The organism is Aquitalea sp. USM4, from assembly GCF_004328945.1.
GTDB classification, from domain to species: Bacteria; Pseudomonadota; Gammaproteobacteria; order Burkholderiales; family Chromobacteriaceae; genus Aquitalea; species Aquitalea pelogenes.
Genome location: NZ_CP029539.1, coordinates 3,040,521 through 3,055,233, shown reverse-complemented (window position 1 = coordinate 3,055,233; position 14,713 = coordinate 3,040,521). Strand labels below are relative to the sequence as shown.

11 protein-coding genes are annotated in these 14,713 nt (G+C 56.8%); 8 read left to right on the top strand and 3 right to left on the bottom strand.

Annotation, left to right across the window (positions count from 1 at the left end; genetic code table 11):
• Positions 1–2: 2 nt before the first annotated feature.
• Together DKK66_RS14065 and DKK66_RS14060 are read left to right on the top strand one after the other, a co-directional pair.
• A complete protein-coding gene (locus DKK66_RS14065; RefSeq protein WP_165494181.1) occupies positions 3–395 on the top strand; it encodes a GtrA family protein in 393 nt (130 codons plus the stop codon).
• The gene (locus DKK66_RS14060) at positions 395–2,185 is read left to right on the top strand and encodes a hypothetical protein (protein ID WP_131359189.1); all 1,791 of its coding nucleotides are present in this window, start codon (positions 395–397) and stop codon (positions 2,183–2,185) included. Before DKK66_RS14065 ends, DKK66_RS14060 begins: the two co-directional genes overlap by 1 nt.
• Positions 2,186–2,233: 48 nt before the next feature.
• Here the strand turns inward: DKK66_RS14060 and DKK66_RS14055 are convergent, their stop codons facing one another.
• Complete coding sequence (locus DKK66_RS14055) at positions 2,234–3,097, bottom strand: LysR family transcriptional regulator (protein WP_131359186.1); 864 nt, start codon at positions 3,095–3,097, stop codon at positions 2,234–2,236.
• A gap of 98 nt (positions 3,098–3,195) precedes the next feature.
• Between DKK66_RS14055 and DKK66_RS14050 the strand changes: the two genes are divergently transcribed.
• A complete protein-coding gene (locus DKK66_RS14050; RefSeq protein ID WP_131359182.1) occupies positions 3,196–3,651 on the top strand; it encodes a multidrug/biocide efflux PACE transporter in 456 nt (151 codons plus the stop codon).
• A 16-nt stretch (positions 3,652–3,667) separates the two neighbouring features.
• Positions 3,668–4,003: a multidrug efflux SMR transporter gene (locus tag DKK66_RS14045; protein ID WP_045845268.1), complete on the top strand. Its 336-nt coding sequence runs from the start codon at positions 3,668–3,670 to the stop codon at positions 4,001–4,003.
• Between the two features lie 52 nt (positions 4,004–4,055).
• Here the strand turns inward: DKK66_RS14045 and DKK66_RS14040 are convergent, their stop codons facing one another.
• Positions 4,056–5,282: a diguanylate cyclase gene (locus DKK66_RS14040; protein WP_242673496.1), complete on the bottom strand. Its 1,227-nt coding sequence runs from the start codon at positions 5,280–5,282 to the stop codon at positions 4,056–4,058.
• Between the two features lie 220 nt (positions 5,283–5,502).
• Between DKK66_RS14040 and DKK66_RS14035 the strand changes: the two genes are divergently transcribed.
• Together DKK66_RS14035 and DKK66_RS14030 are read left to right on the top strand one after the other, a co-directional pair.
• Positions 5,503–8,319 (top strand): valine--tRNA ligase, encoded by a 2,817-nt coding sequence (locus DKK66_RS14035; protein ID WP_131359176.1) that lies wholly within the window; start codon positions 5,503–5,505, stop codon positions 8,317–8,319.
• A 406-nt stretch (positions 8,320–8,725) separates the two neighbouring features.
• On the top strand, positions 8,726–10,675 hold the full coding sequence (locus DKK66_RS14030) for a methyl-accepting chemotaxis protein (protein ID WP_131359173.1): 1,950 nt from the start codon (positions 8,726–8,728) through the stop codon (positions 10,673–10,675).
• Between the two features lie 157 nt (positions 10,676–10,832).
• Here DKK66_RS14030 and DKK66_RS14025 read toward each other — a convergent pair whose 3' ends face one another.
• Positions 10,833–11,363, bottom strand: coding sequence for a transposase (locus tag DKK66_RS14025; RefSeq protein ID WP_045845272.1), 531 nt, complete (start codon positions 11,361–11,363; stop codon positions 10,833–10,835).
• Positions 11,364–11,767: 404 nt separating this feature from the next.
• Here DKK66_RS14025 and DKK66_RS14020 point away from each other — a divergent pair, with 404 nt between their 5' ends.
• Complete coding sequence (locus tag DKK66_RS14020; RefSeq protein WP_131359170.1) at positions 11,768–12,730, top strand: hypothetical protein; 963 nt, start codon at positions 11,768–11,770, stop codon at positions 12,728–12,730.
• Between the two features lie 1,242 nt (positions 12,731–13,972).
• Positions 13,973–14,650 (top strand): hypothetical protein, encoded by a 678-nt coding sequence (locus tag DKK66_RS20185; RefSeq protein WP_165494180.1) that lies wholly within the window; start codon positions 13,973–13,975, stop codon positions 14,648–14,650.
• Positions 14,651–14,713 lie beyond the last annotated feature (63 nt).

The following is a 14,713-nucleotide window of genomic DNA, read 5'->3' as shown; positions in this document are numbered from 1 at the left end:
GCATGCGTTTCCTGCAGTTTGGTATTGTAGGTGTTGCCGGCTTTCTGGCTGACTATGGCAGTTATTTACTCTTCAGCTCATTCATGCCGTTTTATCTGGCAAGGCTACTTTCATTCGTCGTGGCCGTGTGCACAACCTGGCTGCTGAACCGATCCTGGACCTTTAAGCAACGCCCGTCACGTCATCCGTGGCCAAAGGAGTTGCTGTTCTACTTTGTGTCCATGTCACTGGGTGGTGCATTCAATCTGGGCGTATCTTTGCTACTTCTCAATTTCTTCCATCAATTACCGCACATTGCCTTGTTCGCATTGGCCGCTGGCAGCATTGCAGGTTTGATATCCAACTACCTGCTCAGCAGCAGGATCATATTCAACACAAGGGCCAAGGGACTCTAATGCCCAATCTTCTGCTACCAATTGCAACCTTTCTGGCACTGCTACTTACCTGCATGCTGATCGGCCTGCTGGCAAACAAAAGAATTCTTCGGCAAGCTGACATTCAGATCGACAACCCAAGCCTGACCCTGTCACTTGCAGCTACCTCCGGCTACGTCTGCTTCAGTCTGCTCCTCTTCGTGCTGGGGCTTTTTCAACTGCTGACCCCGCTTGGCATCACTGCAGGGCTTGCAATATTACTGGCGCTGCTGTTTGACCGCAGTTGCCTTGCATTGGGAAATCTCCTCCGACAGTACAGCCGTCTGGAAGCGGTCCTGATTCTGCTGGGACTGGGTTGTTTTCTACTGCTGCCCGCTCGTGCTTCCGGCCATAGTGATGACACCATGTATCACCTGCCATTGGCACTTGGCTATGCTCACCATGCTGCGCTGTATATCAACCCTTACATCCGGTTTCCGCTCTTTCCACAATTTTCCGAACTACTGATGTCAACCGGCTTTGTTTTTCTGGATAAAGAACAAGGCACACTGGTAGCCCAAAGCTGGATGGCCATGCCGGTCTTCATCATGTGGCTGGGAGTGAAAGGTTTGCTGGATAGCAAGGTATCCGGCAAGTGGCCCGGTTTCATCGCCCTCACCATGCTGGGCGTTCTGGCCCCGCTGAAACATACGCTGGGTTACGCCTATATCGACCAAGTGCTTGCCTTGTACTGCTTTGCCATGTCGGCAGCATTCATTTGCCTGTTCAATGCACCGCAGCTCAACAAACGCTGGTACCTCTTGGTCGCCCTGTATGCTGGCGCGGCTATAGGAACCAAATACTTTGGTGTGGTTTATGTGGCAGGAGCCTATCTCGCGATACTGCTGTTCGGGCGAGATCTGCGGAGCGTACTCGGCAGTGGCATGCTGTCACTGGTTGTTGGCGGTGGATGGTATCTGCGCGCCTTCCTGATTTCAGGTGACCCCATCCACCCCGCGGGTGGCAATATCTTTGGCTACTACCTGTGGAATGCGCAGGACTTGCTGGCTCAAAAAGCAGAACAAGCCACCTATGGTACTCACCGCGCCCCGCAATACATCCCCAGTGCCATCGCCAAGGCCGGAATGAAATCCATGCTGTTGATTCCGTGCATCCTCTATCGCTGGCCACGATTGAACAAGGGTGAGCGTGCGGCATTGCTCAGTATCATCTTGTACTTCATGTTCTGGTTCTTTGTAACTCAGGTAGACCGTTATCTGGCCCCGATCAGTGGCATTGGCATTTATCTGCTATGTCTGATGGCTGCTGATATTGCTGCTTGGCTGGCCCAGTACCGGGAGAAAAAATCAGGGAGCAAAGCATACAACTGGGGATGGATTGGCACCTTCCTGATGGTTGCCGTTCTTGTCAATCTTGTTCATAAAACTGCCCTGCAAGTCCGTGATCAATACAATGAATGGCAACAGATTCTAGAATCGCGCTCCGGTTATGACTTGTTTGCGTTTGCTAATACACAGCGGGCCAAATACGGGAACAGTCTGGTAAATATTAACCTAGAAACCCTAACCTTTTATTTTGATGGCATGGTTTATGGTCAGCTTTTTGGCCCTGGCCGCTTTTCTGCTTTACTCCAATGTAAGCGGGAACAATGCCACCTTATTCCTGCCAATAAAATGAAACAGTATCTGCAAAGTCATCATAGCAAGATGTTGATCACCCCCAACGGCATGATGCCAGACCCGGCTGATTACAACAGGCTGTTCACCACGCTATACCAGTCTAAAAATGGAATGGTACTGGCCCTGCGCTGACCAACCATATTTGTGGCAGAGAAAACCCTTCAAGACTTTCTGTTCCACTTACTGATCGCCCATCAACTGCGCCAGCACCCAGGATGCCGCCCGGCCGGGCTGGCGCGCTTGCGACCACACCAGATCCACCTGCACCGCCTTGGGCCAGCCGGCCACTTTCAGCTCGGTCAGTTCATCCCCGCCAAAGTTGACGGCCAGCCAGCTGGGCAGCTCCGACCAGCCAAAGCCCAGCCGCGTCATTTCCAGCAGCAGCAGGTAGCTGGGAGCGGACCAGCAACGCGCACTGAGCGTGGCGCTGGGTGGGCCGTAGTAGGTGTTGAGCCGCAGCTCGCGCTCGGCGGCCAGTTGCTCGCGGCTGACGCTGGCGAGGCCGGCCAGCGGATGGTTGCTGCTGACATACAGGCTGCTCTGGCTGGCATCCGGCATGGGGTAGCAGCCGATATCCGCCGGATAGCGCGCCAGCCCGGAAACAAAACCCAGCTGGGCACGACCGCTTTCCACCAGGTCTATCACGTCTTCTTTTTCCGCTACCAGCGTTTCCAGCTCCAGCGCCGGGAATTGCTGCTCGAACAGCCGCAGCATCTGCTCCAGTGATTCGGACTGAAAGGTATCGGACAACACAATGGTGAGCCGCGGCTCCAGTCCGCCTGCCAACAGCCCGGCCACCCGGCTCAGCGCATCGCCCGCCTCCAGCAACTGGCGGGCATGGCTGAGCAATTGCTGCCCGGCCGGGGTGAGCACCGGCTGCCTGCCACTGCGCTCGAACAGGCTGACGCCCAGGTCGATTTCCAGGTTGGCAATCGCCTCGCTGATGGTGGACTGACTCTTGCCCAGACGGCGCGCAGCAGCAGAAAACGAGCCCAGCTCGGCCGCGGCGCTGAAGGCGGCAATGGCATCTAGCGACCAGGACATATCGATTTCTCCGATGGATTTTATTTTTTAACTATCCGACAAACCAATCAGAATGTCACCCGAACCCACCTGACACCACTACGGGAAAGGACCGCACCATGTCTGCCAGCAACAACAAGCACGTCGGCGAACGCATTCTGCATGCCGTGTTGTATGAAGTCTGCGCCATGGTGATGCTGGTGCCGCTGGCCGCCCTGCTGACCGGCAGCGGCATGGGCCAGATGGGCGTGCTGGCGCTGATGATGTCCTGCGTGGCCATGTTGTTCAACATGCTGTTCAACGCCCTGTTCGAGCGAGCGGAACGACGTTGGGGCCTGCAGCGGACGGTGTGGGTGCGCAGTGCCCATGCCGTGCTGTTTGAAGGCGGACTGGTAGTGATGCTGGTGCCGCTGGCCGCGTGGTGGCTGCAGGTTTCGCTATGGCAGGCCCTGCTGCTGGACCTGGGCTTTTTCGCCTTCTTCCTGCCTTACACCTATGTATTCAACCTGGCTTATGACCGGCTACGTCAGCGTGTCATGCAAGGCAGGCAAACTGTGGCAACACAAAGCAAATAAACCAAGGGAGACCGACATGAACAACGCCTGGATTTTCCTGAGCATTGCCATTCTGGCTGAAGTGGTGGCCACCTCATCGATGAAACTGACCGAAGGCTTTACCCGGCTTGGGCCTTCGCTGCTGACAGCCGCCGGTTACATGTTGTCGCTGTACATGCTGTCGCTGACCTTGCGCCATGTGCCGGTGGGGGTGGTGTACGCCATCTGGTCCGGCGTGGGCATCGTGCTGGTCTCTGTGGTGGCCTGGCAGCTGTACGGCCAGAAGCTGGACCTGCCCGCCATCATCGGCATGGCCATGATCATTGGCGGCGTGCTGGTGCTGAACCTGTTTTCCCGCTCTGCCGTTCATTAATAAACGCTGAGCACAAAGCTGCTGCGGCATTGCGCAGCAGCAGCCGGTCCGCTCAGGCTGGCGTAGCGGGCGAGGCACCCTGCGACATACCCACCATGCCACCACACACCTGATTGCGCCCGCCATGCTTGGCCTGATACAGGAAGTTGTCCGCCTGTTTGAGCAGGCTGCCCAGATCGCCCTCTTCCATCGCAGCCATGCCGATACTGACGGTAAAGCGCAAATCCCCTTGCGGGGTGGTGATGGCCAGATTCCCCAGTGCGCGACGCAGCTTGTCCAGCTGCGCCAGCATCACTGCGGGGTCAACCTGCTGGGTAAGGATGACAAACTCCTCGCCGCCGAAGCGGGCAATGATGTCATCCGGAAAAAAGGACTCCAGCAAGCGCGCCGTCTGGCAGATCACCCGGTCGCCCATATCGTGTCCATAACTGTCGTTGATGCGCTTGAACAGGTCGATGTCCAGCACCGCCACGCCGATATTGTGGCGCAGCCCGCTGGCCTGTTCGAAAAAGTGTCGCCGGTTGGACAGGCCGGACAGGTGATCCTTGTTGGCGGACTGTTGCAGTGCCTGCAGGTTTTCCACGAACTCCACATTGCGCGTGACGCGACAGAAAAACTCTTCGTAATTGAAAGGCTTTTGCAGGTAGTCATCCGCCCCGGCCTTGATGAAACGGGCCGTCATGGTGGGGTCCTGGCTGCCGGAAATGCCGATGATGGCCAGCCGGGTATGGTCCAGGAAACGGCGCACCGTACTGGTCATGCGCACACCATCCATGCCCGGCATGTCGTGGTCGGTCAGAATCAGCCGGATATCGCTCTCGCGCCGCAACAGCGCCAGTGCCTGCTCGGCATCCGGCGCCTCGATCACCTGATACAGATGGCGCTCCAGCTGCATGCGCAAAAACTGGCGTACCGCCTGTGAATCGTCCACCACCAGCACCTTGATACCCGGGTTGACACGAATGCGCCGCAGCATCTTCATCACGTATTCAAAGGCGGACGGGCTTTCCTTGGGGATGTAATCCACCACTGGCATACACAGCACCCGCTCGCGCGTTTCCATGTCGTTGTGCGCGGTCAGCACCACGGTGGGAATGCGGTTTTCCAGCAGCAAGGGCAATACCTCGCCGTTGGGGGCATCGGGCAGGCAGTAATCGGCCACCGCCGCCATGAAGCGCGGGTCCTCGGCCAGTGCCTGCCGCACCTCGGCCAGGCTGGTCACCGGCACGGCAGTAAAGCCCTGCTTGTTGACCAGGCGACACAGCGGGCGGATCAGCATCTGGCTGTCCTCGATTACTAGAATCCGGGGTGCAACGCTAGGCATGGCGAATTACTGTCCATCAAGAAAGTTGGCTTCATTATTGACGAAGCGAGCCTATATGTCAGTAACGGTTGGATTAAACCGACAAGCGGGCATCCACGAGCCGTGACTCGGAGAACACCGCAAAAAAGAGTATAATCGACCCATTTTTTCAGCATAAGACGCACCATTCACCACCATGGAACTTGCCAAGAGCTTTGAACCGGGCGATATCGAACGCCGCTGGTACCAACACTGGGAACAGGCCGGCTACTTCAAGCCGAGCATGGACACCTCCAAGCCGTCCTTCGCCATCCAGCTGCCGCCGCCCAACGTTACCGGCACCCTGCACATGGGCCACGCCTTCAACCAGACCATCATGGATGGCCTGACGCGCTACTACCGCATGAAGGGTGACAACACGGTATGGATTCCCGGCACCGACCATGCCGGCATTGCCACCCAGATCGTGGTGGAACGCCAGCTGGCCGAACAAGGCATCAACCGCCACGACATGGGCCGCGAAGCGTTCACCGCCAAGGTGTGGGAATGGAAGGAAAAATCCGGCGGCACCATCACCAGCCAGATGCGCCGCGTAGGCTGCTCGGTGGACTGGAGCCGTGAATACTTCACCATGGACGACGTGCGCGCCGAAGTGGTGACCGAAGTATTTGTGCGCCTGTACGAACAAGGCCTGATCTACCGTGGCAAGCGCCTGTCCAACTGGGATGCCAAGCTGGGTACCGCCATCTCCGACCTCGAAGTGATTTCCGAGGAAGAAGATGGCCACATGTGGCACATCAAATATCCGGTAGTCGGTAGCGACGAATTTGTCACCGTCGCCACCACCCGTCCGGAAACCCTGCTGGGCGACGTGGCCGTGGCCATCAACCCGGAAGACGAACGCTATCAGCACCTGCTGGGCAAACAGCTGCAACTGCCGCTGACCGGCCGCACCATTCCGGTGATTGCCGACAGCTATGTGGACAAGGAATTCGGCACCGGCTTCGTCAAGATCACCCCGGCGCACGACTTCAACGACTACGAAGTGGGCAAGCGCCACAACACCCCGCTCATCAATGTGATGAGCCTGCAAGCCACCATCCTGCCCAAGGCGCAGATCTTCGGCTTTGATGGCAGCGCCCAGGGCAGCATCGAACTGCCGGCCGCCTACGCCGGCCTGACCACCCAGGAAGCACGCAAGGCCATGCTGGCCGACCTGCAAGCGCAGGGCCTGCTGCTGGACACCAAACCGCACAAGCTGATGGTGCCGCGTGGCGACCGTACCGGCACCGTCATCGAACCCTTGCTGACCGACCAGTGGTTCGTGGCCATGAGCAAGGTGGGCGAAGGCGACGCTACCGGCCAGTCCATCGCCCAGAAGGCCATTGAAGCCGTAGAATCCGGCGAAGTGCGCTTCATCCCGGAAAACTGGGTCAACACCTACAACCAGTGGATGAAGAACATCCAGGACTGGTGTATCTCCCGTCAGCTGTGGTGGGGCCACCAGATTCCGGCCTGGTACGACGAAGACGGCAATATCGTGGTTGCCCGCAGTGAAGCCGAAGCCCAGGCCAAGGCCCCGGGCAAGACCCTGCGCCGCGAACAGGACGTGCTGGATACCTGGTTCTCCTCCGCGCTGGTGCCCTTCTCCACCCTGGGCTGGCCGGAAGAAACCCCGGAACTGAACGCCTTTGTCACCTCCAATGTGCTGGTGACCGGTTATGAAATCATCTTCTTCTGGGTAGCCCGGATGATCATGATGACCAAGCACTTCACCGGCAAGGTGCCGTTCCGCGACGTGTACATCCACGGCATGGTGCGCGACCACGAAGGCAAGAAGATGTCCAAGTCCGAGGGCAATGTGATTGACCCGGTGGACCTGATCGACGGCATCGCGCTGCAACCGCTGGTGGAAAAACGCACCACCGGCCTGCGCCGCCCGGAAAAAGCCCCGGCCATTGCCAAGGCCACCGAAAAGCTGTTCCCGGAAGGCATTCCGGCCTATGGTACCGACGCCCTGCGTTTCACCATGGCCAGCTACGCCACCCTGGGCCGCAGCGTCAACTTCGACTTCAAACGCGCCGAAGGCTACCGCAACTTCTGCAACAAGCTGTGGAACGCCACCCGCTTCGTGATGATGAACGTGGAAGGCAAGGACTGCGGTCAGGACGAAAGCCTGCCGCTGGAATTCAGCTTTGTTGACCAGTGGATCATCGGCCGTCTGCAACAGGCCGAAGCCGATGTCACCAATGCGCTGGAAACCTACCGCTTCGACCTGGCCGCCCAGGTGATTTACGAATTCATCTGGAACGAGTACTGCGACTGGTACGTGGAACTGGCCAAGGTACAGCTGCAAAACGGCAACGAAGCCCAGCAACGCGCCACCCGCCGCACCATCGTGCGCGTGCTGGAAGTGGCCCTGCGCCTGACCCACCCGCTGATGCCCTTCATCACCGAAGAGCTGTGGCAAACCGTCGCCCCGCTGGCCAATGCCAAGAAGACCGACTCCATCATGCTGGCGCAATGGCCGGTAGCCGTGCCGGAGAAAATCAATGCCGCGGCCAACGCGCGCATGGATGCCTTCAAGGACATGGTCAACGCGGTGCGCAACCTGCGTGGCGAAATGGGCATCGGCCCGGCTGTGAAAGCCCCGCTGTTCATTGAAACCAGCGATGCCTCGGTAGCGGATTTCATCCCTTACCTGAAGCTGCTGGCCCGCCTGACCGAAGGCAGCATTGTTGCCACCCTGCCGGCGGACGACGCCCCGGTGGCCATTTCCGGCAACGCCCGCCTGATGCTGAAGGTGGAAGTGGACAAGGCCGCCGAAACCGCCCGCCTCACCAAGGAACTGGGCAAGCTGGACGCCGAACTGGCCAAGCTGACCGCCAAGCTGGAAAAACCGGGCTATGTGGACAAGGCTCCGGCACATCTGGTGGAGCGTGACAAGGCGCAACTGGCCGAGCTGAACGACAAGATGGACAAGGTGAAAGGTCAGCTGGCCAAGCTGGCCTGACTGCTCCTCACTTAGACAAAAGCCCACCACCGGTGGGCTTTTTTTATGGCTCATTCCAGTAATAAGTGCCTTGGCTTTATCCTGCTGACTAGCCAATTCATTTATCAAATTATTTACAAACTGTCCCTAACCATTCAAGAAAATAACAGAAAAAACTCGCACGCCCTGCATTCTTTTGCAATCTTTCCTATGCTGGGGAAGACCGCCACATAAAAATCAAATCAGCCAATGCATCATTCATTGATATTTAAAAGGAGACACGCAATCAACCATCTGTTCCGTTATGCCTCTTTAAATCAATCTGCTCTGATAAAAAATGATTGACATTCACCGCACAGATTCGTCCCGACGAATGTACCGCATAACCTGAGCAAGCATCACCATCACAGCCCTTAGCGAGAATGCCATGTTCCAGATCGTAGCCAAAGCCATGCTGCGGATGAGTTACCCAAACCGGTTTGCCATCATCGCGGCGGTATTTGCCATTGCGCTGTCCTATCTGACTTATGGGCTGTACCGCAGCAATCAGGACAATGCCGACTTCTCCAGCAAGGAACTGATAGGCACGCAATACCTGAAACCAGCCATGGCCCTGCTGGCGCAAATCCAGCAGCAACGGGTATTGGCAGAAAAAGGACAGGCCCGCGCGGCCAATCTGGAACAAGCCTGGGGCGCGGTGAATGCCGTGCAAACCGGAATTGGCCCGCAACTGGGTGTGGAAACCAGCTGGAACAGCCTGAATGCCGCCTGGCAGACCGCCAGGACCAGCCCCTCCACCGACAATCTGGACAAGCTGACCGACGCGCTGAATGACCATATCGGCAAGGTGAGCGACCAATCCAACCTCACCCTGGACCCGGACATCGACACCTACTATCTGATGGACACCGTCACGGTGAAATGGCCCAACTGGCTGATACGCGCCACCCGCGCCAATGCCCTGCTGGAGCGCTCGGCCAGCCAGCCGCTTGGTGCCAAGGACCACGACACCGCCGTGGAGCTGCGCATCCTGCTGGATGATGCGCTGTCCGGCATGCAGGACGACCTTGCCAAAGCCATCGCCTACAACCCCGGCCTGAAAGATGCGCTCACCGGCAAGCAGGCACAGCATGTTGCCCAGGCCAAAACCAACGGCCTGCAGCTGGACAAGGCCATCAGCGGTAGCGCAGCAGCTGCGGGCGGCCTGCAAGAAGGCACCATACAAAGCGCACTGGCACTGCAGCAAGTGACCCTGGATCAGCTTGAATCCCTGCTGCATGTACGGCTGGGACACATCCTGCTCCAGCGCAACATCTACATGGCCTGCGCCCTGTTCACCCTGCTGCTGTCGGCCTATCTGTTTGTCACTCTTTACATGTCCATCACCATGCAACTGGGTGGCGACCCCTTCTACGTGCAAAAAGTGGTGCAACAGATTGCCAGCGGCAGGCTGGATACCGAAATCAAACTGCGTGACCAAGCAACAGACAGCCTGCTGGCCGAGATACGCACCATGCGCAACAACTTGCACGAAACCGTCAGCAGCCTGATTGCCACAGCGCATCAGCTGGATGAAACAGCCAGCGAAGTGGCCAGCAGTGCCCGCCATGTCGCGCGCGGCAGTGAACAGCAACATGACGCCGCCTCGGACATGGCCGCCGCAGTAGAGCAACTGAGCACCAGCCTGTCAGTGAGTGCCGACCGTTCGGCACAGGCCGACCAGCTGACCCGCCATGCAGTCAGCCAGTCGTTCACCGGGGTGGAAGTGATAGGTGATGCAGGCCACAGCATGAGCAGCATTGTGGCCTCCATCAATGAAGTGGCCAGCACCATCGACAAGCTCACCCGCCAGTCCGAGTCCATCGTCACCATTGTGGATGTGATTCACGAAGTGGCCGACCAGACCAATCTGCTGGCCCTGAATGCCGCCATTGAAGCTGCCCGCGCCGGCGAGGCGGGACGCGGCTTTGCCGTAGTCGCCGACGAAGTACGCAAACTGGCGGAACGCACCGCCCACTCCACCACCGAAATCACCACCATCGTGCAGGAAATCCAGGGCACCACCCAGCATGTGGCAGGGCACATGAGCAGCAGCCGAGGCACGGTGGAGCAAGGCCAAAGCAAGGCTGACCAGGCGCATCAGGTGATGGATGCCATCCGGGAGCAGATCAACCAGGCATGCGTGGCGGTGGCCGATATCCGCACCCGCCTGAGCGAGCAGAGCCAGACCAGCCAGGATATTGCGCGGAATGTGGAGCAAGTGGCGCGGATGTCGGAGGAAAACAGCCGGGTGGTGCAAAGCTCCAGCGAAACCGTCAACCGCCTGAAAACCCTGTCATCGCAGTTGACGCAGCTGGCGGGGAGGTTTTCAGTGTAGCGGGTTGGCGCAATGACAAGCCATGGCTGGCTTGCCTTGTCTAAACGGGAAAGCCCACCGGATGGTGGGCTTTTTTGTGGCCGGGGTCAGTGGTGATACATCTGCGACCACCCCTAGTACTGGATATCAAGTACACCGTCCTGCCCTCAACCAGACATCACTCAGATACCAATAGCGACATCAAGCCATCACTTCCCGCCCATTCTGGGGGATACAAGCCTTGCTCAACCGCCCGATGGAATGTGGAAAATGGCCAATCCAGAACGCGTGAAACCAAACCATGCTTTAGTGGATTGATATGGATGTAATCAAGATGTGCTGCGTAGTCCATATCGGAGCGGATGCAATGTTCCCAGAAGCGCCGTTGCCAGATACCACGCTCCCGTTTGCGGCATCGAGTCGGACTGCGGAACTCTTGTGCAGGCAAGGCTCGAACGAAACGGATTTTGATTGCCTTGATACGGTTTGAATAGTCGTCATCCCCAACTGGCAAGGTAATCATGCAGTGCACATGATCTGGTAATACCACCCAACCATCAATGTGAAATGGACGCTCGATCTTGGTCAAGCGCACCGCATTACGCAACGCATCAATATGCTCCACCAACAAACCAGAGCCGCGATCCAGCAGCGTGAAGGTCAGAAAATAGGTTCCACCCGGCACACGCCAGCGCCGATAGTTGGGCATGGCCACTCCTGAGCGAGCAAAAGCCAGACCATAAGGCAACAGGCACCCACCACCCAATCTGTCAAAAGACTAGCGACCAAGTCAGTCACATGATTTGCCAGTGACCGTCAGCGCAGGATCGCCCCTTCAGGGCTTCCACCATATGGGAATTTCCCACACAAGCCAGAACACACCGCACCGCCACCATCACTGCCTACTCTGTAGGGCGGAAGCCCCCGGATTTACCGGGGGCGTTCCGCCTCGGTGCGGTGCAAAACATCGATCAATTTTCGGTGGTAAGCGGAAGGAAAGGTGGACAAATTGAGTGCGGTGGAAGATCAAGGGAATGGACAGACGTCTAGCAGGCTTGATACCCGATTGTCATTCATGCTAAAAATTCATCACCACAAAGCAATGAGGTTTTTATGAAAGTTCCAGTTGATATTGAGGAAATTGAAAATTTAAAAAAATTCACATCAGACCCCGCCTTAATCAAACTAATAGACGGGCTGATTTCAATATTAAGTAGCAAACTAGTTAGTAACAAACTGGAAACAGCTCTTCGCAGATTGGTCCCTCAGCATTTAGAAATATCAGTAATTGAATTTATCGCAGACTGCGCATGGCCCTACTTCAAAGATCAAATCGAAAGTGACGCCGGCTCAGAAATATCAACTCACAGCGAGTCTGATCAAATATATCACACCTGGGCACAAAATTGCCTCAGCTCTTCTAGCGTTGTATTTTTCTTAAATGCCAGAGCCAGCAACTTTACCAAAGAGCTACTTTTCGAAAAGACATCCACAACCACCAATAGCATAAATCAATTAGATAAAAAATTAACGCTATCCGAAGAACCATTAAAAAAGAAATTAGCAACATGCGATGAATTAATCGAGAAATTGACCACATACATACAAAGAGCAAACTTTGTCAATCTATCAGCAGGCTTCTCCGAACTTATAGACGCGAGTGAAATCAGACTAAAATCAGAATCAATGCAAATAAAGATAATTGGATTATTCATGTTACTGATACCAGCAGCAACAACGGCAGTACTTTCCATTGCAAAGACTGATTTTTACTCAATGGCAATCCACACACTACCAACCATAACCATAGAATTGATACTATTTTACTTCTTCAGAATATCTTACCAATCATGGAAGAGCACCTCCGGTCAAATATTACAATTAAAAAATAAAAAAGCATGCTTGCAATTTATTGAGAACTACATCGACTTTAAAAGCAACAAACAAATTGATAATTTTGACAAATTCGAATCATTAATTTTCTCTGGAATAGTCACAGACGACTCAAAAATTCCATCAGCCTTTGACGGCATCGACCAGCTAGCAAATCTAATTAAATCACTCAAAGTGAAATAGCATATACAGCAGCCCATAAAGACCCAAAGCTCTTTAAAATTAACTCCGTAGGATTTTTCACACCATCGTGGTACTTTCATTTTCTTCCACGGTGAATGGGAAGGTAATTCGTAGCAGCGAAAAGCATGTGCCGCGTCAGTAAAAGTTGTACGAAAACCCTGGATACAGAGTACTCGCGCAGCGGCGGAACGCCCCCGATACAACCGGGGGCTTCCGCCCTACAAGTCGTGATGCTTCAGCGAGAACTCATATCAAAAAACCACCGCACCAACGCGCCCACCGGCCCCGTCAAGCATGCCGACGGGTGGCCGGGGCGAGGTTTTAAGCGCCTGTAATGTCTGAGCGATTTGACGTTAGCAAATCGCGAGTTCAGGCGCGCCTCGCCCCGGACGGGACTTGTCGGGCAGCCGCAGGCCATGCCTGCCTCAGGACCTAAGGGGGTTGGAAGGAGCCGGCCTCGGCGGAACGCCCCCGATACAACCGGGGGCTTCCGCCCTACAAGTCGTGATGCTTCAGCGAGAACTCATATCAAAAAACCACCGCACCAATGCACCCACCGGCCCCGTCAAGCATGCCGACGGGTGGCCGGGGCGAGGTTTTAAGCGCCTGCAATGTCTGAGCGATTTGACGTTAGCAAATCGCGAGTTCAGGCGCGCCTCGCTCCGGGCGGGACCTGTCGGGCAGCCACAGGCCATGCTTGTGGGGTGGCCTTTGGGGTTGGAAGGGGCCTTTGGCCAAGCAAAGGTCCCTTCCCCGCCGCCGCGCGGACGCGGCAATGCAAATCATCATCACATCACCCGATTCTCCACCGCACCGATGCCACCCCCTGGCCCCGTCAAGCATGCCGACGGGTGGCGCTGCTGCGGTTTTAAGCGGCTGGCTGTTTGAGCGATTGGATGTTAGCCAATCGCGAGTTCCAGCCGTGCCGCAGCAGTGTCAGGCCCCGGAGGGCAGCCGCAGGCCATGCTTGCCGGGGTGGCCTGGGAGGTGAAGGAGGGCTTGGCCAGGCAAGCCCTCCTTCCCGTCCGCCGCGCGGAAGCGGCACTCAACACATCATCCGCAGCAGCGGATGCAAGAACACCACCTGCACCACTTGCCAGCCTTCTCCATGCCGCCAACCCTTGCGACTCACCCGCTTGCTGTTTAGCCTTTGCGAGTTGCACTTAAACAGCGCAACCGGGTTTGGCGACCTGATTATCCGGACAGGAAATCCTCTACCACCATATTGATGGAGACATCACCATGTCCGCTAACACCAAAACCACCCTGCCCCCACCACCCCTCACCCTCCACTACCTCGGCAAACCCATCCGCCTCACCCTCCACCATACCCCGCCCCTGCTCGCTATCGCCGACCTCGCCGCCGCCATCGGCCCACGCTGCACCGAACAACTCCGCCAGCAACTGCAAACACACGCACACCAGCCCGACGACCACACCCCACCCAGCTGGCCACTGCCCGCACTGCTGCAAGCCCTGCGCCGCAGCCGCAAACCCGCCGCCCGCCAACTACGCCGCTGGCTAAGCCGCGAACTGCTCCCCGCCCTGCACCAGTTGCCACCCCATGCCCCGCGCTGGGAACAGGCACTGGCCATGGCCGCTGAAGCCGGTCAGCAAATCAGCCATGCCGTACTGCAAACCGTGCTGCAACAGGAAGAAAACTGGCAGCACACCCACTGGCTGCTGACGCTGGATTACACCCCGGACCACCCGCGCCGCCATAGCCATGGCCGGCTCAGCGCACTGGAATGCAGCGCCACGCCCTTGCAGGCGCTGGCAGATGAAATTGCACATCCCAAGGGCCTGGGCATGCAGAACGGGGATTTGCTGAAACTGGTGGCGGCCTGCCATGCGCAGCTGGCACAGCGCATGAACAAGCAGGCGTGGCGGGAGATGGCACGCACAGGAGAGGCAAACTGAAACGCCGCAGCCCATCAACGCGGTGATGGTGACTGCGGCGTGTTGCAGCTAGTGGAGGAAAGC

Coding starts and splice junctions, on each gene's coding strand:
- DKK66_RS14035 (WP_131359176.1), top strand. CDS start 5,503: ATGGAACTTGCCAAGAGCTTTGAACCGGGCGATATCGAACGCCGCTGG.
- DKK66_RS14045 (WP_045845268.1), top strand. CDS start 3,668: ATGAACAACGCCTGGATTTTCCTGAGCATTGCCATTCTGGCTGAAGTG.
- DKK66_RS14055 (WP_131359186.1), bottom strand. CDS start 3,097: ATGTCCTGGTCGCTAGATGCCATTGCCGCCTTCAGCGCCGCGGCCGAG.
- DKK66_RS14060 (WP_131359189.1), top strand. CDS start 395: ATGCCCAATCTTCTGCTACCAATTGCAACCTTTCTGGCACTGCTACTT.
- DKK66_RS20185 (WP_165494180.1), top strand. CDS start 13,973: ATGTCCGCTAACACCAAAACCACCCTGCCCCCACCACCCCTCACCCTC.
- DKK66_RS14030 (WP_131359173.1), top strand. CDS start 8,726: ATGTTCCAGATCGTAGCCAAAGCCATGCTGCGGATGAGTTACCCAAAC.
- DKK66_RS14020 (WP_131359170.1), top strand. CDS start 11,768: ATGAAAGTTCCAGTTGATATTGAGGAAATTGAAAATTTAAAAAAATTC.
- DKK66_RS14065 (WP_165494181.1), top strand. CDS start 3: ATGCGTTTCCTGCAGTTTGGTATTGTAGGTGTTGCCGGCTTTCTGGCT.
- DKK66_RS14025 (WP_045845272.1), bottom strand. CDS start 11,363: ATGCCCAACTATCGGCGCTGGCGTGTGCCGGGTGGAACCTATTTTCTG.
- DKK66_RS14040 (WP_242673496.1), bottom strand. CDS start 5,282: ATGCTGATCCGCCCGCTGTGTCGCCTGGTCAACAAGCAGGGCTTTACT.
- DKK66_RS14050 (WP_131359182.1), top strand. CDS start 3,196: ATGTCTGCCAGCAACAACAAGCACGTCGGCGAACGCATTCTGCATGCC.